Consider the following 18,776-nt stretch of genomic DNA (forward strand, 5'->3'; position numbering starts at 1 on the left):
ACCGCCGCGCACGTCAGCCCAGGAGCTGGCCGACATGCCGCGCGATCTGCGTATTTTCGTGCGAGGGCAGCACGCGCTGCGCGATCGGCCCGGCAAAGGCGAGATCGGCTGAGATAGCGGCGCGCACCGCTGCGTCATGCTCGCCAATGCCGCCGGTGAAGACGATCAGATCGGCACCGCCCAGCACCACCAGCATCCCCGCCATCTGCTTGGCGACCGAGCGGCAGAAGATGGCGAGGGCGAGCGTCGCGGCGGCATCGCCCGCTGCGTGCAGCACGCGCAGGTCGCTCGAGCGCCCCGACAGGCCGAGCAGGCCGGATTGGCGATCGATCAGCGTTTCGATTTCCGCTGCATCCAGGCCGCGTTCGCGCATCAGATAGAGCAACAGGCCGGGATCGATATCGCCGGTGCGCGTGCCCATTACCACGCCGCCCGAGGGCGTGAGCCCCATGCTGGTGTCGACCGATTGCCCGCCCAGCACAGCGGTGACGCTGGCGCCATTGCCGAGATGCGCGATGATGAGGCGATTGGGCACGGCATCGCCCAGTTGCGCGAGGATCGATTCGCACGACAGGCCGTGGAAGCCGTAGCGCCGCACGCCTGCATCGCGCAGCGCCTTGGGGATGGGCAGCGTGGCGGCGATGGCGGGGAGGCTGGCGTGGAAGCCGGTGTCGAAGCACGCGATCTGCGGCACGCCGGGATAGCGCGCCTGCGCCAGCGCGATCATCCGCAGTGAGGCCGGGCCGTGCAGCGGCGCGAACGCGGTTGCCGCCTGCAACCGCACGAGTACGCCCGCATCGATCAGCACCGGCGCGAACAGGTCGATGCCGCCATGCACGATGCGGTGGCCGATCGCATCGGGCTGCCCACCGTCGATCTCAGCGAACACGGCGGCATCGACATCGGCATGTTCGACTTCGCCCGTGGACAGTTCGACCACCGCATCGCCGACCGCATAAACGCCGTATTTAACCGAGGACGAGCCGCCGTTGAGCGTGAGGACGCGCTTGCTGCTCACCGCGTCCATTGCCAGTCGCGCACTTCGGGCAGATCCTCGCCATGTTCGGCGATGTAGAGCTTGTGGCGCTCGATCATCGTCCAATAGCGTTCGGTCTCGGCCTGCACGCGCTCCCGCAGGCGCGGGATGCGTTCGATCGCGTCGAGCGCCAGGCGATAACGGTCGAGATCGTTGAGCACGACCATGTCGAATGGCGTCGTCGTGGTGCCTTCATCCTTATAGCCGCGCACATGAAAATTGCGGTGGTTGGCGCGGCGATAGGCGAGCTTGTGGATCAGCGACGGATAACCGTGAAAGGCGAAGATCACGGGTTTGTCGGTGGTGAACAGCGCATCGAAGGCGCGCTCGTCGAGGCCGTGGGGATGCTCCGATTGCGGTTGCAACACCATCAGATCGACGACGTTGACGACGCGGATGCGGATGTCAGGCACGAATTGGCGGAGCAACTGCACCGCCGCCATCGTCTCCAGCGTGGGCACGTCACCGGCGCAGGCCATCACCACATCGGGGTCGCCCGGATCACTCGCCCATTCCCACGCGCTTGCCCCCGTGGTGCAGTGGCGCACGGCGTCCTCGATGCCGAGCCATTGCCACTCGGGCTGCTTGCCCGCGACGATGACGTTTACATAATTGCGGCTGCGCAGGCAGTGATCGGCGACCGACAACAGGCAATTGGCATCGGCGGGCAGATAGATGCGCACCACCTCGGCCCGCTTGTTGGCGACATGATCGAGGAAGCCCGGGTCCTGATGCGACAGGCCATTATGGTCCTGCCGCCAGACATGCGAGGTCAGCAAATAATTGAGCGAGGCGATCGGCCGCCGCCACGGGATGCCACGCGTGACCTTCAGCCATTTGGCGTGCTGGTTGAACATCGAATCGATGATGTGGATGAAGGCTTCGTAGCACGAGAACAGCCCGTGCCGCCCGGTGAGCAGATAGCCTTCGAGCCAGCCCTCGCAGAGATGCTCGCTCAGCACCTCCATCACCCGGCCGTCGCGCGAGAGGTGCTCATCGACCGGCTCGACCTCGGCCATCCAGGCCTTGCCGGTGACGTCATAGACGGCCTGCAACCGGTTGGAGGCGGTCTCGTCGGGGCCGAACAGGCGGAAATTGGCGGCCTCCAGATTGAGCGCCATCACATCGCGCAAGAAACCGCCGAGCACCGCCGTCGCCGCCGCCTTGACCGTGCCATGCCCGCTTTGCGCGACGGCGTGGGCGCGGAAATCGGGGAGGATCAGCGGCACGAGCAATTCCCCGCCATTGGCGTGCGGGTTGGCGCCCATGCGGCGGTGCCCGGTCGGCGCGAGCGCCGCATAGTCCTCGCGGAACTTGCCGGTCTCGTCGAACAGCTCGGCGGGGCGGTAGCTCAGCAGCCACTCTTCGAGCTGGCGGAGATGCTCCGGGTCCTTGAAATCGGCGATCGGCACCTGGTGCGCGCGCCACGTACCTTCGACCCGCTTGCCATCGACCATTTTGGGGCCGGTCCAGCCCTTGGGGGTTTGCAGCACCACCATCGGCCAGCGCGGGCGCTCTTCCCCTGCGGTGCCGTCGCGCGCGGCTTTTTGAATCGCGTGGATTTGGGCCAAAGTCGCGTCGAGCGTTGCGGCCAGCGCCTGATGGACCGTCTCGGGATCATCCCCAATCACGAAATGCGGATCGTAACCATAGCCGCGCAGCAGCTCGGTCAGCTCCGCGCGGCCGATCCGCGCCAGCAGCGTGGGGTTGGCGATCTTGAAGCCGTTGAGGTGCAGGATCGGCAGCACCGCGCCATCGCGCGCGGGATTGAGGAATTTGTTGGAATGCCAGCTCGTCGCCAGCGCGCCGGTTTCGGCCTCGCCATCGCCGACGACGCAGGCGACGATCAGATCGGGATTGTCGAACACCGCGCCGTAAGCATGGGCGAGCGAATAGCCGAGCTCGCCGCCTTCATGGATCGACCCCGGCGTCTCCGGCGCGACATGGCTCGGGATACCGCCCGGCCAGGAGAATTGGCGGAACAGCCGGTCCATGCCGCCACGGCTGCGCTCGATCGCGGGATAACGCTCGGTATAGGAGCCTTCGAGATACGTGTTGGCGACCAGCCCCGGCCCGCCATGCCCCGGTCCGATCACCGCGATCATGTTGAGATCGTGTTCGACGATCAGCCGGTTGAGATGGACATAGAGCAGGTTGAGCCCCGGCGTGGTGCCCCAATGGCCGAGCAGCCGCGTCTTGACGTCGGCCAGCGCCAGCGGGCGATCGAGCAGCGGGTTGGCGCGCAGATAGATCTGCCCGACCGACAGATAATTGGCAGCGCGCCAATAGCCGTGCATCCGCCGCAGCAGATCGGGCGAGAGCGGGCCCGAGACTGGCGGAGCGCCAACGGGCGCGCCGGGGCCGGGCGAGGCGGGGAGCGGATTGGTCATGGAAATTCCTGTGCTGCGCGCGGTCTGGCGGCGTTTATGCCCTCGCGGCGCGCGGGGCGGCAGCTTCGGGAAATACGCGGGCGGGAGGAGGCACAGGGTTTGGCCGAACGTTGCGACCCACATTTTGCGGTGGTGCAACGAATGACATTTATGTACAAATCCTGGGTTAAGGGAGAAAGTAATGTCAGATTTCAACGTGAAGGACTTGGATCGCGAAAGCGCCGTCGACACCCGCCCGGTCTGGAACACGCCGACAGTGGTGGTCGCGGACATCAACACGCTCACCCAAACCGCCGGGTTTCCTGATTTCGACGCACCGACTTCGTTCGGTAACGCTTCGTAGTAAATTACCAGCGCGTTGTCGTGTGAGCGAATGTGCTGCTTAGCCACGGACAGTAGCATTGAGTGGTGGGGCGCACGGCGTTTGCATACCGATACTCCCTTTTCCGTTATATGTGGGGCCTCCTGAGCTGAAGGGAGGCCCGGTTCGGTTGTAACGGATGGGACTGGGTTCGCCCGTACCTGCAGACAATGGGCGCGTCGGCACGGCGCCTGCGAATAAGGAGTCGCCGTGTACGCGATCGCGGGCATCGTTCATCTTGATCCCGGTGCCGTCGCCAACGCCGAAGCGGATGGCGAGGCGTTGCGTCGCGCCTTGTCCGGGGCTGGCTATCCCACCATAGAGACCCGCACCCACGCCGGCGCCACTTTTGCGGTCGCGCGTGATGCGTGGGTGGCGGGGTGTCGCAAATCGGCGACGCTTGCCAACGATGGCGACCGGTTGACCGCTTTCGTCGGGCGCCTCGATAATGTCGCGGCGCTCCCGACCCAGCCTGACCAATCCACGGACCCGGCTACCATCGTCGCCGACGCGCATCGGCGCTGGAACGACCAGGCACCGGCGCACCTGTTGGGTGATTTCGCTTATGCGGTGTGGGACGCGCGGGACCGCCGCCTGCACCTCGCGCGCGATGTCGGCGGATGGCACATCCTTTATTATTTGCGACAGGCGGATCGCGTAGTGTTCAGCGATTCGCTTCCGGTGCTGCTCGCGCTTGCCCCCGATGTGCGTCGGCTCGACCCGCGCGTGGTTGTTGACGTGCTGGTCGATGGTCTGCCCCCGGTTGGTCGCACGATCTGGCGCGATATCCACGCCGTCGCCCCCGCCAGCATTGCGGGCTTCGCGCGCGGTGGCGATGATACACGACGCTATTGGCAGTTGCCGCAAACCAGCCTGCGCTTTGCCCGCGACGACGACTATGTCGACGCCGCGCGCGCGTTGCTGGACGAAGCCGTGCGCTGCCGCTTGCCGACGCACGGTGCGGTCGGCATCGCGCTTAGCGGCGGTCTCGACAGTGCCGGGCTGGCGGCGACGGCGGCTGCGGTCGCGCCTGATACTGCGGTGTTCGGCTTTACCGGCGTGCCGGCGCCCGGTGTGGTGCTGCCGCACAGGCCGCATCAATATACTGACGAACGCCCGTATGTTCAGGCGTTGAGCGAGCGGATTCCCGCGTTGCAGGTCGCTTATGCCTCGAGTGCGGTGGATGTCGAAGAGGACATCAATGCCGCAATCGTTGGGCTTGCCGGGATGCCGCTGAACAACACATTGAACGCCGCGTGGCTCAGCCCGGCTTATGCGGCGGCGGCGCAGCGCGGCGTACACAGCGTGCTGACCGGCAGCTTTGGCAACATCACGCTCAGCTATGACGGAACCTCGCTGCTGCCGGCGTTGCTCGACCAGGGCAGGCTGATCCGCTTTGCCACGGAGCTGGCGGGGCTCGCCCGGCGGGGCGGGAATTCCGCCTACGGCCTTGCACGCAGCGCGATCGGCAACAGCCGCTATTTCAGCCGATATCGCAAGATGCGTCGCGATCCCGGCTTGTGGCCGCGTCAGCGCCTGGAATGGGCCTTTCTGGCCGACGGTTTTGCCGAAAGCGTGGATTGGCTGCGCTATCAACTGGAAGACGAGGCATCGATTCCCACAAACGGTGCCGATCATCGCGCCTGGCATATCAGCCGCAGCCAGCGGCAACGCCATCTACACGCGCCGTTGCAGCGCTATTGGCGTGCCGAATTTGCGCAGCCGCTTGCCGACCAGCGTTTGATCGAATTTTGCATGGCGATTCCGCTGGAACAATTTTTGCGAGGTGGCGAAACGCGCTATCTCGCCCGGCGCGTGCTGTCGGACCGGTTACCCGCAGCAATCGTGCAAAACCGGCTGCGCGGGCGTCAATGCCCAGAAGCCGTGCAGCGCGTTACGGCGCGGGCGTCGCACCTTCTGGCTGAACTGGATCGGTATATCGCATCGCCCCTGGTGCGGCATTGCCTGGATGTGGTGAAAATCCGTGCCCATCTGAGCCGGATCGGCGATACGGTGCCGGGCGAGGTGGCGCGGGTCCAGTATCTGCACCGCGCGCTGCAACAGGTGCGCTTCCTCGATTATCTGGAGCAGCTTGGCGCCACGCTCTGACCGGGGTGGGGGTCAGCGATAGCCGAGTCGCTCCATCCATTGTGCGTGGCACGCCTCGATCTTCGCCGCCTGCGCCGGGGAGAGCGTGTGGCGCCAGCCGCCGACACCTCCCGTGCGGAAAAACATCTGCATCGTCGCAGGCCGTTCGGTGAAGCCCTTGGCGATTTCCTGGCGCTGCAACTGCTCGAACCGGCTGGCGGCAACGGCCCCGGCAAGGTGGGCAGTGTCGGCGTTTAAGCCCAGCGTCGGTGCGATGTCCTCCAAAATGGCCGACAAGTCGTCGTGCATCGCCTCATACCGCACGACGCGCACCGGGAAGGCACCCGCCGCACCGTCCGGGGCGATCCAGCTTTCGACGTGTTGGCTCCACGATCCAAGCGGCTGGCAAAGCTGGCGGTTCATCCGATCGCGCGATGCCGCCATGTCGACACCCGGCGTGCATAGGAAATCCACCGCCCGTGCCAAGGGCCATTGCCGGTGATGGGCAATCGACACCGCCACGTCACGCGGATCGCGCACGATATACACCGCGCCCAGGGTGGCGTCGGCTGGAAATAGCGGCTCATCGCCCGCACGGACATAGGCTTCGTGCGCCTTGCACAACAATGGCGTGCGTTGCGCCCGTGCCAGATCGCGGAACACCGCCGGGCGCAGGCGCTGCACTTCCGCATCGGTAAGGTCGGATGCCGCCACCCCGGCATATCGGTCGAACACCGTGCGCGATGATGCAATCAGGTCGCCGTCCAGCCGATTGATATCGACCGATGCGCCGCCACGGCGCAGGCTGGTCAGCGCCGCGCGCATCCAGGTGTTGCCCGATTTCGGGTAGGAGGCGACCCAATATAGCCGCGCTGCCGCGTGTTCCGGCACTTCACACCCCGCCATAGCGGCGCAGCAAGGCCGACAGGCCTGCCGCGAATGACGGCAATTCGGCCAGATCGTCCGGCACCGGCAGCGACAATTGCGGCACCGATGTCGCCAGCGCGCCAACGGTGTTAAACATCGCGTGTCCGTTAAGCGCCTGGCCGATGGGCAAGCGATAGACGGCTTCGTTCACGGCCTGCAGCGCCTGGAACCGGTCGGCATATAGCAGTGGTTGTGCGGTGGAGTGCCGCTCGCGGCGCAGGTGGCAGATCACCGCCAGCGGTCGCGGATCGGGGCAGAACGCGTTGCCGACCAGATGTTCGAATTTCTCGGCATCGCCGGTGCTGCGCAGCTTGCGTCCCGGCGGCAGACCCAGCGATGTGAGCGCATCGCGCCACAGCTTTTGGCCCGGAAAGGCGGGCATGATCTGAAAGCCGTTGGCGGTGCGCGCGGCGATCGCAACATCATCGGCCAGCAGCCGGGCACCGCGCCCAACCATCGCCGCCGCCAGCGTTGATTTGCCGCTGCCCGACAGGCCGGAGAACGCCACTGCCCGACCGTCGATTTCGACACAGCTTGCGTGCAGCGGCAACTCGCCGCGCTGATGGCACAAAATGCCGATCACGCTGCCAAGCAAGAACACACCGATGTCCGGCGCGCCGGGCGCCATTTGCGGCGCGATCTCGACTTCGCGCCCATCGCGCACCACGAACGCGGCGACGCCCGGAATTTCGATACGGGCGCAGCCGTTGCGGTCATGCGCAACCAGCGCGCCAAGCGCCACCGCATCTTCCAGCGGCGCCGCTTCGCCCAAACGGAAGGTGATATCGACCGGGTTCGCCGGGTCGTCGCCTGGCAAACCGGGCAGCTCGAGGGCGCTTGCCACTCGCCATCCGAAGATACGGTAGCGTCGGAAAATGCCGCGATCCACCTGCGTCGGGGCGGGCATTGGATCAGGCATCGACGCGAACCAGCCCTTCCTTCAGCCAATTCCGCAACAACGCCAGCACGTCGGCGCGGATCTGTTCCGAATTTCCCTGAAAATCGGCGACAAGGTCGGCAATCAGCGCTTCGCCCGTCAGCCCCGCATCCAGCCTCCGCCAGACCGAGCTCGCCACTGCATCCAGCGCATAATAGCGGCCCTGTTCGGCGCTCATCAGTACGACATCGCCATCGAGCTCGGTCGACAGCATGTCGGGATTGGGGGTGATCGACCCAATAAGCAGCCCGTGGTCGGTTTCGAAATTTTGCATGAACACCCTTTTGCAATTTTGCCCGTTTTCACCACAGGTAGAAGCGTTGCGCAACGCGCGGTACAGGCGTGCCCTAGGTACTTCCCGCCCCTCGACCCCATCGCAGCCCCGTTGCATCCCACACAGCGCGCACCCGGGAGCCAACCGATGACCGTCGAACGCCGCTTCAGTCGTCGTGCCACCTTGATCGGGGGCGGGGCGGTCGTGCTCGCCGGAGTGGGGGCGGCGGCGCTTGGCTATCGCGAGCTGGCGTCGCTCGACGGCTATGATGCCGCGGTCGCGCAGAGCCGCGCCGCGTTGGCGGCGCAGCCGGTGGCGCGCGATCTGGTGCGGTTTGCGACACTTGCCGCCAATGGGCACAATACCCAGCCGTGGCTGTTCCGCATTGGCGAGAACCGCATCGACATCCTGCCCGATCGATCACGCCGGACGCCGGTGGTGGACCCCGACGACCATCATTTGTTCGTGAGTCTCGGCTGTGCGGCGGAAAATCTGGCACTGGCCTCGGCGGCGGCGGGGTTGCCGTGCGAGATCGGTTTCGATACCGCGAGCGGTACGCTGTCGGTGCGGCAGCAGCGCGGCGCGCCGGTCGCGTCGCCGCTGTTCGCCGCGATCCCGCACCGCCAATCGACGCGCGCGGTGTATGATGGGCGCGCAGTCGCGCCGGAGGTGCTGCGGCACCTGGCGCAGGCGGCGGTGGAGCCGGGGGTGTCGCTGGTGTTGCTGACCGATCGCCCGCGCCTCAACCAAATGCGCGATCTGGTGGTGACGGGCAACAGTGCGCAACTGGCCGATGCTGCGTTTCTGCGCGAGCTCAAAAGCTGGATGCGCTTCACCCCGCAGCGCGCGCTGGCGACCGGCGACGGGTTGTTCAGTGTGACATCAGGCGCGCCGGTGCTGCCTGAATGGCTGGTGCCACTGCTGCTCGATCAAGTGTTCACCGCGTCTTCGGAAAACGCCAAATATGCGCGCCAGATGGCGTCCACAGCGGGGGTGGCGGTGTTCGTCGGCGATCGTGCCGATCCCGAGCATTGGGTGCGGGTGGGGCGGGTGTGCCAGCGCTTCGCGTTGCAGGCGACCGCGCTTGGGCTGCGCCATGCGATGATCAACCAGCCAGTCGAGGTGGCGCGGTTGCGACCCGAACTGGCGCGGTTGATCGGCGCGCCGGGCGCACGGCCCGATCTGGTGATGCGCTTCGGCTATGGCGCAGGGCTGCCCTTTTCCGCGCGGCGGCCGGTCGAGGCGGTGCTGGCCTGAGGTGGCTACATGTGCCCTTGGTTCTCCTGCGAAAGCAGGAGCCCAGAGCAACACGGCACGCGCCTGCAACCCCGGGCCTCTGCTTTCGCGGGGGTACGCATGGTTGATAGCCGTCGCTTGTAGGTAATTCCCGACTCTGCCGGAGCCCGGCAATGGCGGGTATCCTTGTGTCCAAATCGCCAGCCGGGGAACGATCATGCCTGCGAACCAACCGATCCGCCATGTCGTCGTGCTGGGGCATCCATCGCCCGGCAGCTTCAACCATGAAGTCGTCCAGCGTTACTGCACAACGGTCCACGAAAACGGGCAGGAGGCGGTGGTGCGCGATCTCTATGCGCTCGATTTCGATCCGTGCCTGCGCGTCGGTCGCCTGCCCGGACATGCCAGCGGCATGTCCGCCGATGTCGCGCATGAACTGGCCTTGTTGCGGCAGGCGCAGGTGATCGTGTTCGTCTATCCGATCTGGTTCGGGATGCCGCCCGCGATCATCAAGGGCTATGTCGACCGTGTGCTGGGTGTGGCGCAGACGCCGTCCTCGATCCGCGACCATCGCCCGGATTCGGTGCTGGTCGGCAAATCCTTCGCGACCTTTTCGAGCTCGGCGACGACGCGGATCTGGCTGGACGAACAGGGGCAGATGGAATCGATCCGCCAGGCGTTCGATCGCTATTTGATGGGCATTTTCGGGTTGCGCGATGCGGGCCACGTCCATTTCGGCGCGATCGTCGAGGATATGGAGCCGCGTTTCGTCGCCGAATGCCTGCTCGAGGTGGAAACGCAGGCGCGCAAGATTTGCAGCGAAGTCGCTGCGGCGCGCCACGCCGCGCACGCCCAGGATGCGGTTGCGGCGTTCACCGGCGACTAGGGCGGGATGACGTTACGTTGATCCGGCAAGCCCCTCCCCTTCGGGGGAGGGGGTGGGGTGGGGCCTCTCCCCGCGTGCGTCGGTCTCGGTGAGACGGATACGCCCCACCCCCAGCCCCTCCCCTGAAGGGGAGGGGGGAGTCCGTCAAACGTCATCACACTCCAAGAGTCTGTTTGGAAATTCGCTCTTTCGCGAATTTCCAAACAGACTCTAAGCGAGTGTTTCCGCCAGGCCGCGCAGCCAATCGCCGACCGCCTGGATGCGAGGGGTGGCGTGGGTGTCCTGATGCGTCACCAGCCAGAAGGTGCGCGTCAGATGTACGCTGTCGCCGAGCACGGGCACCAATGCGGCATCGCGCGCGGCGATGAAATCGGGCAGCACGCCGATGCCCGCGCCCGCGCGGATCATCGCGTGCTGCACGGTGATGCTGGTGCTGCGCGCGCGCGCCACGAGGCCGTCCTGAATTTCCGACAGATAATTGAGTTCGGGCGCGTGGACGTGTTCGGGGACATAGCTGATCAGCGCGTGGCCGTGCAGGTCGGCGGCGCTGGCGACCCGCGCGTGATCGGCGAGGAAGCCGGGCGTGGCGTAGAGCCGCAGCCGGTAATCGGAGAGTTTGGTCGCGCGCAATTGGCGGTTGCGCGGGCGCGCGAGCATCACCGCCATATCGGCCTCGCGCCTGGAGGGGTTGAGGAAGCCCGAGGCGGTGATCAGGTCGATCCGCAAATTGGGTTGGTCGCGGCGAAAGGCGGGCAGAGCGGGGGCTACGATATGCGTGGCGAGGCCCTCGGCGATGCTCAGGCGCACCTGGCCCGCGAGCGCCGCGCTGCTGGGGTCGACCTCGGTCGCGGCGAGTACCGCAGCCTCGATCGTCTCGCTGTGGACCAGCAGCGCCTGGCCGATTTCGGTCAGGCGCCGTTCGCCGCCGATCGTCTCGAAGATGGCGGTGCCGAGCCGCTGCTCCAGCCGAGCGAGGCGACGGCCGACGGTGGTTACGTCCACCCCCAGCGCGCGCGCCGCGCCCGCCATGCGTTGCGCCCGCGCGACGGCGAGGAAAATGCGCAGATCATCCCAGTTTTCCATCGCTATCCTCATGCAAAAATGCACTGCCTAACAGCAAAGATGGAGGGTTGAATGCAAAAATGCTGGGTGGGATAGGGGGGTATAAGCTTTAGGAGAGCGCCATGCGGATCATCGACCACCACATCATGGGTCTAGCGAGCGGCACCGCCGCGCGGACGGGCGCGGTGTTCGATCCCAACACCGGTGCGGTGCAGGCCCAGGTCACGTTCGGCACGCAGGCCGATCTCGACGCTGCCGTCGCCGCCGCGCAAAACGCGCAGCCGGGTTGGGCCGCAACCAATCCCCAGCGCCGCGCGCGCGTGATGTTCGCGTTCAAGGCGCTGGTCGAAGCGCATATCGACGAACTCGCGCACTTGCTGTCGTCCGAACACGGCAAGGTGATCGCCGATTCCAAGGGCGACATTCAGCGCGGGCTGGAAGTGATCGAATTCTGCTGCGGCATTCCGCATGTGCTGAAGGGCGAATATACGCAAGGAGCCGGGCCGGGGATCGATGTCTATTCGATGCGTACACCCCTTGGCATTGGTGCTGGCATTACGCCGTTCAATTTCCCGGCGATGATCCCCTTGTGGATGAGCGGCGTCGCCATCGCCACGGGCAATGCCTTCATCCTGAAACCCAGCGAGCGCGATCCGTCGGTGCCGGTGCGGCTGGCCGAACTGTTCCGCGAGGCGGGGCTGCCCGAGGGCATTTTGCAAGTGGTGCACGGCGACAAGGAGATGGTCGACGCAATCCTCGATCATCCCGCGATCAGCGCGGTCAGCTTTGTCGGGTCGTCCGACATTGCGCATTATGTGTACAAGCGCGGCGTCGCGGCGGGCAAGCGCGTGCAGGCGATGGGCGGGGCCAAGAATCACGGCATCGTCATGCCCGATGCCGATCTCGACCAGGTCGTCGCCGATCTGTCGGGCGCGGCGTTCGGCTCGGCGGGTGAGCGCTGCATGGCGCTGCCGGTGGTGGTGCCGGTGGGCGAGAAAACCGCGGTCGCCTTGCGCGAAAAGCTGATCCCGGCGATCGCTGCGTTGCGCGTGGGCGTGTCGACCGATGCCGAGGCGCATTACGGCCCGGTGGTGAATGCCGCGCACCGCACACGCATCGAAAACTGGATCCAGACCGGTGTCGATGAGGGCGCGGAGCTGGTCGTCGACGGGCGCGGGTTCGAGCTGCAGGGGCATGAGAAAGGTTTCTTCATCGGCCCGTCGCTGTTCGATCACGTCACGCCCGACATGTCGGCCTATAAGGAAGAGATTTTCGGCCCCGTGCTGCAAATCGTCCGCGCCGACGATTTCGAACATGCGCTGCGGCTGCCGAGCGAGCATCAGTACGGCAATGGCGTCGCGATCTTCACCCGCAACGGCCACGCCGCGCGCGAATTCGCGGCGCGGGTGAATGTCGGCATGGTCGGCATCAACGTGCCGATCCCGGTGCCGGTCGCCTATCACACCTTTGGCGGCTGGAAGCGCTCGGCGTTCGGCGATACCAACCAGCACGGCATGGAAGGCGTGAAGTTCTGGACCAAGGTCAAGACCGTGACGCAGCGCTGGCCCGATGGCGGGGTTGGCGATGGGGCGAACGCCTTCGTCATTCCGACGATGGGGTGAGGCGGGTGCGGCGTGCGGCCTTGCCCTTCTTGTTGATCGCCCTGTGTTGCGGCGCGAGTGCCGCATCGGCGAGTGAATTGGTGGGGCCGGGCCGCTTCTGCGGCTATTCTCCGATCATCGACCTTGAAAAGGGTGAGCGAATCACGCCTCTGCAAGGCGGCATTCACGGCGGCAGCTTTCGCTGGGAGGGCGGCTTCGGGACGCTTGAAGTGCTCGGAATTGGATGGGCTGCTCCTCCCACAGGACCGAAGCTTGATCACCGTTCTAGCGCAGGGGCGATGGTTTATCGTCCGCGCTTCGACGATGGGCGCTATCGGATCGCGATCTGGAATGGCAGGGCTGGCGCGGCCTATTTCTCTTCGCCAACGCCTTTTACGGCGGCGCAAATGGCGGCGATCGACCGCGTTGCGCTTTTCCAGGAAGGAGAAGATCCTGGCAAATGCAACCTTCGGACCGTGTTTTCCTGGGAGTGAAAGCAGGGGAATGACCTTGCACCGGAATTCCTGCGCGCCGCTTGGCGTACCTTGTGGAATGCGGACATGCGTCTGCAATTGGTGTAGCACGGTCGCACCATGAGCGCTGCTCGATGAACCTCTTGCGCCAGGCCATGTTGGTGGGCGGCATCGTGCTGGTCGCGTTGCCGCTGGCCTGGGCGTTTCTGCCGCGCGCCACGGTGCCGGTGGCGGTGGCGCAGCCGGTGGTGGCGCCGGTTGGCAAGCGCATCGCGCTCACCTTCGATGATGTCCCGCGCGGGCCGGGCGCTTTCTACACGCCCTCCGAGCGCACCGCGCGGCTGATCGCGGCGCTCAGGGCGAGCGGGGTGGAGCAGGCGGCGTTCTTTGCCAATCCCGGGCGGATCGGCGCGTCCAACGATGGCGCTGCGCGGCTGGCGGCTTATGCGGCGGCGGGGCATGTGATTGCCGACCACAGTTTTTCGCATCGCGACTTGCGTTCGGTTTCGGCAGGCGCGTTTCTGGCCGATGTCGATCGGGCGGAGGGCTGGTTGAAGGGCAAGCCCGGCTATCGCCCGTGGTTTCGCTTTCCCGGGCTCAACCAGGGCGGGCGGGATCATGCCAAACGGCGCGCGGTGCTCGATGGGCTTGCCGCGCGAGGCTTGAGCGTCGCGTGGGTGACGGCGGACGGGTCGGACTGGAATATCGAGGGGCAGACGATCGCCGCGCGCAAGGCGGGCCAGGCGATCGACGAGGCGGCTCTGCGCGATCTCTATGTCGAGACGATGGTGCAATCGGCCGATTTCTCCGATGCGTTGATGCGCCGCATCACCGGGCGCAGCCCGCCGCAAGTGCTGTTGCTGCATGAAACCGATGTCGCGGCGCGCTATATCGGCGATCTCGTCGCTGCTTTGCGCCGCGATGGCTGGACGATCGTCACGGCGGATGCGGCCTATGCCGACCCGATCTATCGCCAGACCGGCGATTTCGACAGCGCCAACGGCACTTTGCCCGAGGCGATCGGGTGGCAGCAGCGCGTGTCCGGTCCGCTATATTATGCGCGCAACGACAAGCTGGTTGCCGACCGATTGTTCGCCGAACGCGTGCTGCACCGCACGCCCGTCGCCACGCCGCGCTGCCAGGTGAAACGCCATCCGTGGCGGCGCGTCTGTTTCCAGGCGGCCTTTGCGCCGCGCCGACCTTTACCCCCAGGGATTGCCGCATGACCGACCAGTTTGACTTAACCGACGACCAGCGCGAGATTCAGGAGCTCGCCCGGCGCTTCACCGCCGACCGCATCACGCCATTTGCGGCGGAATGGGACGAGAAGCACATCTTCCCGCGCGACACGATCAAGGCGGCGGCGGAGCTTGGCTTTGCGTCAATCTATGTCAGCGAGGAATCGGGCGGCATCGCGCTCGGGCGGCTGGAGGCGGCGCTGATTATGGAGGCGATGGCCTATGGCTGCCCGTCGACCAGCGCGTTCATCTCGATCCACAATATGGCGAGTTGGATGATCGATCGCTTTGGCGGCCAAGCGGTGAAGGACACATATCTGCCGTCGCTTGTCACGATGGACCGCATCGCCAGTTATTGCCTGACCGAGCCGGGCTCGGGCTCGGATGCCGCCGCGCTCAAGACGCGCGCTGTGCGAGACGGCGACCATTATGTGGTCAACGGCACCAAGCAGTTCATCTCGGGCGGTGGCGAGAATGAGGTGTATGTCACGATGGTGCGCACCGGGGCGGAGGGGCCAAAGGGCATTTCGTGCCTGGTGATCGAAAAGGACATGCCCGGCGTCAGCTTCGGCGCGAATGAGCGCAAGCTCGGCTGGCATTCGCAGCCGACCGCCCAGGTTATCTTCGAGGATGTGCGTGTTCCTGTGGATAACCTTGTGGGCGGCGAGGGCGAGGGCTTCCGCATCGCGATGATGGGGCTGGACGGCGGGCGGCTGAATATCGGCGCCTGCTCGCTCGGCGGTGCGCAGCGCTGCCTGGATGAGGCGATCGGTTATACGCGCGACCGCAAGCAGTTCGGCACCGCCATTGCCGATTTCCAGAACACGCAGTTCATGCTGGCCGATATGGCGACCGATCTGGAGGCGGCGCGCGCGCTGCTCTATATGGCGGCGGCCAAGGTGACGGCGAACGCGCCCGACAAGACCAAGTTTGCCGCAATGGCCAAACGGCTGGCGACCGACACGGGTTCGGCGGTGGCCGACCGCGCACTGCAACTGCATGGCGGCTACGGCTATCTGATGGATTACCCGATCGAACGCTTCTGGCGGGACTTGCGCGTGCATTCGATCCTGGAGGGGACCAACCAGGTGATGCGGATGATCATCGGCCGGGAGCTGACACGGCAATGAGCCCGCGTAGCGCCGATCATGCACTTCTCCGCGGCTCCGCGTCTCCGCGTGAACGGAAAGATTTGTTCGCGCGGAGCCGCGGAGATGATGCGAATGGGAGAAGCGGCGTGAGCGATGTTCAGACGAGTGTTGAAGGGCCTGTCGGCCGGATTCGGCTGAACCGGCCCAAGGCGCTGCATGCGCTGACCATCGATATGTGCGCGGCGATGCTGACGGCGCTTGATGCTTGGCGGGCCGATCCTGCTGTTGAAGCGGTGGTGATCGACCATGCCGAGGGACGCGGGTTTTGCGCGGGCGGGGACATTCGGATGCTCGCCGAAAGCGGGGCGAAGGACGGGGTCGACGCGCGGGCGTTTTTCCACACCGAATATCGGCTCAATCACCGGCTGTTCACCTACGCCAAGCCGACGGTCGCCTTCATGGACGGCATCACGATGGGCGGTGGGGTTGGGCTCGCCTGCCCGTGCGATTTCCGTGTCGCGACCGAGAACACCAAATTCGCCATGCCGGAGACCGGGATCGGCCTGTTCCCCGATGTCGGCGGCGGCTGGTATCTGTCGCGGCTACCGGGGCGGATCGGGCAATATCTGGCGCTGACCGGGCACCGGCTCGATGGCGCGGAATGCCTCGCGCTGGGGCTGGCGACGCATTATCTGCCGAGCTCCGCGCTGGCAGAAGCCAAGGCGAGGATCACGGCGGACCCGCAGGCGATTGCCGAGATTCTGGTGGATCTGTCGGTCGAAGCGCCGCCTGCGCGGTTGCTCGATCAGCGCGAGGCGATTGACCGTTTGTTCGCGTCGGACGTGCTGGAGGACATTTTCGCCGCGCTCACCGCCAAGGGCGGGGACTGGGCGACGCAGACGCTTGCCACGCTCGCCACCAAATCCCCGCAGACGATGAAGGTGTCGCTGCGCCTGCTGCACGAAGGCGCGATGATGCCGACCTTCGAGGACGAAATGCGCCAGGAATATGCGGTCGGCGCGCGCGTGGTGCAGCGGCATGATTTTCTGGAGGGCGTGCGCGCGGTGATCGTCGACAAGGATAATGCGCCGCGCTGGGACCCGGCAACACCCGAGGGCGTGACGCCCCATGTGCTCGACCAGATTTTTGCGCCGCTGTCCGATGCGGAGGCGTGGACGCCGCATTGAATTCCCCTCCCGCTTGCGGGAGGGGCTAGGGGAGGGCCTGTGCGGTGCTCGACCCTACAAGCCCTCCCCCAACCCCTCCCGCAAGCGGGAGGGGAGAAAAGGTAGAAGACATGACCGATTACGAAACGATCCTTGTCGAACAGCGCGGTGCCGTCACGCTGGTGACGCTCAACCGCCCGCAGGCGCTGAACGCGCTCAACAGCCAGATTCTGGCCGACATGCTTAGCGCGATGGCGGCGTTCGATGCCGATCCGTCGCAGGGCTGCGCGGTCATCACCGGCAGCGAGAAGGCGTTCGCGGCGGGCGCCGACATCAAGGAGATGCAGGCGCAGGGCTTTGCCGACATGTATGCCCATGATTTCTTCGTCGGCTGGGATCGCTTCACCCAGACGCGCAAACCCGTCATCGCCGCGGTCGCCGGCTATGCGCTGGGCGGCGGGTGCGAACTGGCGATGATGTGCGACTTCATTCTCGCCGCCGACACCGCCAAATTCGGCCAGCCCGAAATCAAGCTGGCGGTCTCGCCCGGCATGGGCGGATCGCAGCGGCTGACGCGCGCGGTCGGTAAGGCGAAGGCGATGGAGATGTGCCTGACCGGTCGCATGATGGACGCCGCCGAAGCCGAGCGCGCCGGGCTCGTCTCGCGCATCGTGCCCGCCGCCGATCTGGTCGAGGAAGCGGTCAAGACCGCCGCGACGATCGCGGCGATGGCGCCGTTGGCGGTCAAGGCGAACAAGGAAATGGTCAATGCCGCGTTCGACACCACGCTGACGACGGGCGTGCAGTTCGAACGGCGGCTGTTCCACGCGCTGTTCGGCACCGACGACCAGAGCGAGGGGATGACCGCCTTTGTCGAGAAGCGCCAAGGGGTGTGGACGGGGAAGTAGCTTCTGCTCCCCTCCCGCTTGCGAGTTTCAGGTCGGTCCGTCCCCCGGACGGACCTGAACGCTGCGGGGCAGCGTTCACCTGAAACTGGGGCGGGGGAGGGGCGTCCGGTTAAAAGCGCCCGGTCTAGTGCGCGATACTGCCCTCCCCCAGCCCCTCCCGCGAGCGGGAGGGGAGTGAGAAAAAATCAGGAGAGAGAGATGACACGGATCGCCTTTATCGGGCTCGGCAATATGGGCGGCGGGATGGCTGCGAACCTCGCCAAAGCGGGGCATGACGTCCGCGCCTTCGATCTGTCGCAGGACGCGCTCGATCGCGCCAAGGCGGCCGGATGCCTGCCTATGGCGAGCGTAAGCGAGGCGGCGGACGGGGCAGAGGCGGTGGTGACGATGCTGCCGGCAGGCACGCATGTCGAGGCGGTCTATGGCGATCTGCTCGCCGCCAGCCTGTCACCCGCCGCGATCCTGATCGATTGTTCGACGATCGATGTCGCCACCGCCAAGCGCGTGGCCGAGGCGGCGCGCGCCAAGGGGATCATGGCGGTCGATGCGCCGGTGTCGGGCGGGATCGGTGCGGCCAATGCGGGCACGCTAACCTTCATGGTTGGCGGCGGCGAGGAGGGGTTCGCGCGCGCGCAGCCGATCCTGGCGGCGATGGGCAAGGCGGTGATCCATGCCGGGGCGAACGGCACGGGGCAGGCCGCCAAGATCGCCAACAACATGCTGCTCGGCGCGACGATGGTGGCGACGTGCGAGGCGTTCCTGCTGGCGGAGAAACTGGGGCTCGCGCCCCAGACCTTCTTCGATATTTCGAGCGTGTCGTCAGGGCAGAGCTGGTCGATGACGAGCTATTGCCCGGTGCCGGGTGTCGGGACGGATACGCCCGCCGATCATGGCTATCAGGGCGGCTTTGCGACCGCGCTGATGCTGAAGGACCTGAAACTCGCCGCCGCTGCCGCGAGCGACACGGGCGCGGACACGCCGATGGGGGCGAAGGCGGCGGAACTGTATCAGCGCTTTGCCGAGGCCGGGCATGGCGGGCTGGATTTCTCGGCGATCATCACCGCGTTGCGGGGGTGAGGCGCTGTGCTCCTGCGCAGGCAGG

General features: G+C 65.9%; 17 protein-coding genes. 11 read left to right on the forward strand and 6 right to left on the reverse strand.

The window, feature by feature from the left end; translation table 11 throughout:
- Nucleotides 1–13: 13 nt before the first annotated feature.
- Nucleotides 14–1,027, reverse strand: coding sequence for an acetate/propionate family kinase (locus WC704_RS07065; RefSeq protein WP_372889214.1), 1,014 nt, complete (start codon nt 1,025–1,027; stop codon nt 14–16).
- Nucleotides 1,015–3,426, reverse strand: a complete 2,412-nt coding sequence (locus WC704_RS07070; RefSeq protein ID WP_372889215.1) for a phosphoketolase — start codon at nt 3,424–3,426, stop codon at nt 1,015–1,017. The genes WC704_RS07065 and WC704_RS07070 overlap by 13 nt, the downstream gene beginning before the upstream one ends.
- Before the next feature lie 181 nt (nt 3,427–3,607).
- On the opposite strand from WC704_RS07070, the gene WC704_RS07075 reads away from it, so the two are divergent.
- Both WC704_RS07075 and WC704_RS07080 read left to right on the forward strand, forming a co-directional pair.
- Entirely contained in the window at nt 3,608–3,769 is a 162-nt protein-coding gene (locus WC704_RS07075; RefSeq protein ID WP_372889216.1) for a hypothetical protein, read from the forward strand.
- A 228-nt stretch (nt 3,770–3,997) separates the two neighbouring features.
- A complete protein-coding gene (locus WC704_RS07080) occupies nt 3,998–5,896 on the forward strand; it encodes an asparagine synthase-related protein (protein WP_372889217.1) in 1,899 nt (632 codons plus the stop codon).
- Between the two features lie 12 nt (nt 5,897–5,908).
- Here the strand turns inward: WC704_RS07080 and WC704_RS07085 are convergent, their stop codons facing one another.
- From WC704_RS07085 to WC704_RS07095, 3 genes are all read right to left on the reverse strand, one after another.
- Entirely contained in the window at nt 5,909–6,766 is an 858-nt protein-coding gene (locus tag WC704_RS07085) for a sulfotransferase domain-containing protein (RefSeq protein WP_372889218.1), read from the reverse strand.
- A 1-nt stretch (nt 6,767) separates the two neighbouring features.
- On the reverse strand, nt 6,768–7,646 hold the full coding sequence (locus tag WC704_RS07090; protein WP_372889219.1) for a hypothetical protein: 879 nt from the start codon (nt 7,644–7,646) through the stop codon (nt 6,768–6,770).
- Nucleotides 7,647–7,713: 67 nt separating this feature from the next.
- Nucleotides 7,714–8,013 (reverse strand): PqqD family protein, encoded by a 300-nt coding sequence (locus WC704_RS07095; protein WP_372889220.1) that lies wholly within the window; start codon nt 8,011–8,013, stop codon nt 7,714–7,716.
- 147 nt (nt 8,014–8,160) lie between these two features.
- Between WC704_RS07095 and WC704_RS07100 the strand changes: the two genes are divergently transcribed.
- The gene (locus WC704_RS07100; RefSeq protein WP_372889221.1) at nt 8,161–9,270 is read left to right on the forward strand and encodes a nitroreductase family protein; all 1,110 of its coding nucleotides are present in this window, start codon (nt 8,161–8,163) and stop codon (nt 9,268–9,270) included.
- A 196-nt stretch (nt 9,271–9,466) separates the two neighbouring features.
- Nucleotides 9,467–10,135 (forward strand): NAD(P)H-dependent oxidoreductase, encoded by a 669-nt coding sequence (locus tag WC704_RS07105; protein WP_372889222.1) that lies wholly within the window; start codon nt 9,467–9,469, stop codon nt 10,133–10,135.
- Between the two features lie 210 nt (nt 10,136–10,345).
- Here WC704_RS07105 and WC704_RS07110 read toward each other — a convergent pair whose 3' ends face one another.
- Entirely contained in the window at nt 10,346–11,218 is an 873-nt protein-coding gene (locus tag WC704_RS07110; protein ID WP_372889223.1) for a LysR family transcriptional regulator, read from the reverse strand.
- Nucleotides 11,219–11,319: 101 nt separating this feature from the next.
- Between WC704_RS07110 and WC704_RS07115 the strand changes: the two genes are divergently transcribed.
- From WC704_RS07115 to mmsB, 7 genes are all read left to right on the forward strand, one after another.
- Nucleotides 11,320–12,819 (forward strand): CoA-acylating methylmalonate-semialdehyde dehydrogenase, encoded by a 1,500-nt coding sequence (locus WC704_RS07115; protein ID WP_372889224.1) that lies wholly within the window; start codon nt 11,320–11,322, stop codon nt 12,817–12,819.
- A gap of 29 nt (nt 12,820–12,848) precedes the next feature.
- Nucleotides 12,849–13,292, forward strand: coding sequence for a hypothetical protein (locus WC704_RS07120; protein WP_372889225.1), 444 nt, complete (start codon nt 12,849–12,851; stop codon nt 13,290–13,292).
- Between the two features lie 113 nt (nt 13,293–13,405).
- The gene (locus tag WC704_RS07125) at nt 13,406–14,497 is read left to right on the forward strand and encodes a polysaccharide deacetylase family protein (protein WP_372889226.1); all 1,092 of its coding nucleotides are present in this window, start codon (nt 13,406–13,408) and stop codon (nt 14,495–14,497) included.
- Complete coding sequence (locus tag WC704_RS07130; RefSeq protein ID WP_372889227.1) at nt 14,494–15,639, forward strand: acyl-CoA dehydrogenase family protein; 1,146 nt, start codon at nt 14,494–14,496, stop codon at nt 15,637–15,639. The genes WC704_RS07125 and WC704_RS07130 overlap by 4 nt, the downstream gene beginning before the upstream one ends.
- Nucleotides 15,640–15,746: 107 nt before the next feature.
- Nucleotides 15,747–16,787, forward strand: a complete 1,041-nt coding sequence (locus WC704_RS07135) for an enoyl-CoA hydratase/isomerase family protein (RefSeq protein ID WP_372889228.1) — start codon at nt 15,747–15,749, stop codon at nt 16,785–16,787.
- Nucleotides 16,788–16,897: 110 nt separating this feature from the next.
- The gene (locus WC704_RS07140; RefSeq protein ID WP_372889229.1) at nt 16,898–17,674 is read left to right on the forward strand and encodes an enoyl-CoA hydratase; all 777 of its coding nucleotides are present in this window, start codon (nt 16,898–16,900) and stop codon (nt 17,672–17,674) included.
- 198 nt (nt 17,675–17,872) lie between these two features.
- Nucleotides 17,873–18,751, forward strand: a complete 879-nt coding sequence (gene mmsB / locus WC704_RS07145) for a 3-hydroxyisobutyrate dehydrogenase (RefSeq protein WP_372889230.1) — start codon at nt 17,873–17,875, stop codon at nt 18,749–18,751.
- Nucleotides 18,752–18,776: the final 25 nt, after the last annotated feature.

Source organism: Sphingomonas sp., from assembly GCF_041661885.1.
Taxonomy (GTDB): Bacteria; Pseudomonadota; Alphaproteobacteria; order Sphingomonadales; family Sphingomonadaceae; genus Sphingomonas.

Excerpts from the sequence above, each read along its gene's own strand:
- WC704_RS07065 (WP_372889214.1), bottom strand. The coding sequence starts at position 1,027 with ATGGACGCGGTGAGCAGCAAGCGCGTCCTCACGCTCAACGGCGGCTCG.
- WC704_RS07070 (WP_372889215.1), bottom strand. The coding sequence starts at position 3,426 with ATGACCAATCCGCTCCCCGCCTCGCCCGGCCCCGGCGCGCCCGTTGGC.
- WC704_RS07075 (WP_372889216.1), top strand. The coding sequence starts at position 3,608 with ATGTCAGATTTCAACGTGAAGGACTTGGATCGCGAAAGCGCCGTCGAC.
- WC704_RS07095 (WP_372889220.1), bottom strand. The coding sequence starts at position 8,013 with ATGCAAAATTTCGAAACCGACCACGGGCTGCTTATTGGGTCGATCACC.
- WC704_RS07100 (WP_372889221.1), top strand. The coding sequence starts at position 8,161 with ATGACCGTCGAACGCCGCTTCAGTCGTCGTGCCACCTTGATCGGGGGC.
- WC704_RS07105 (WP_372889222.1), top strand. The coding sequence starts at position 9,467 with ATGCCTGCGAACCAACCGATCCGCCATGTCGTCGTGCTGGGGCATCCA.
- WC704_RS07110 (WP_372889223.1), bottom strand. The coding sequence starts at position 11,218 with ATGGAAAACTGGGATGATCTGCGCATTTTCCTCGCCGTCGCGCGGGCG.
- WC704_RS07115 (WP_372889224.1), top strand. The coding sequence starts at position 11,320 with ATGCGGATCATCGACCACCACATCATGGGTCTAGCGAGCGGCACCGCC.
- WC704_RS07125 (WP_372889226.1), top strand. The coding sequence starts at position 13,406 with ATGAACCTCTTGCGCCAGGCCATGTTGGTGGGCGGCATCGTGCTGGTC.
- WC704_RS07130 (WP_372889227.1), top strand. The coding sequence starts at position 14,494 with ATGACCGACCAGTTTGACTTAACCGACGACCAGCGCGAGATTCAGGAG.
- WC704_RS07140 (WP_372889229.1), top strand. The coding sequence starts at position 16,898 with ATGACCGATTACGAAACGATCCTTGTCGAACAGCGCGGTGCCGTCACG.
- mmsB (WP_372889230.1), top strand. The coding sequence starts at position 17,873 with ATGACACGGATCGCCTTTATCGGGCTCGGCAATATGGGCGGCGGGATG.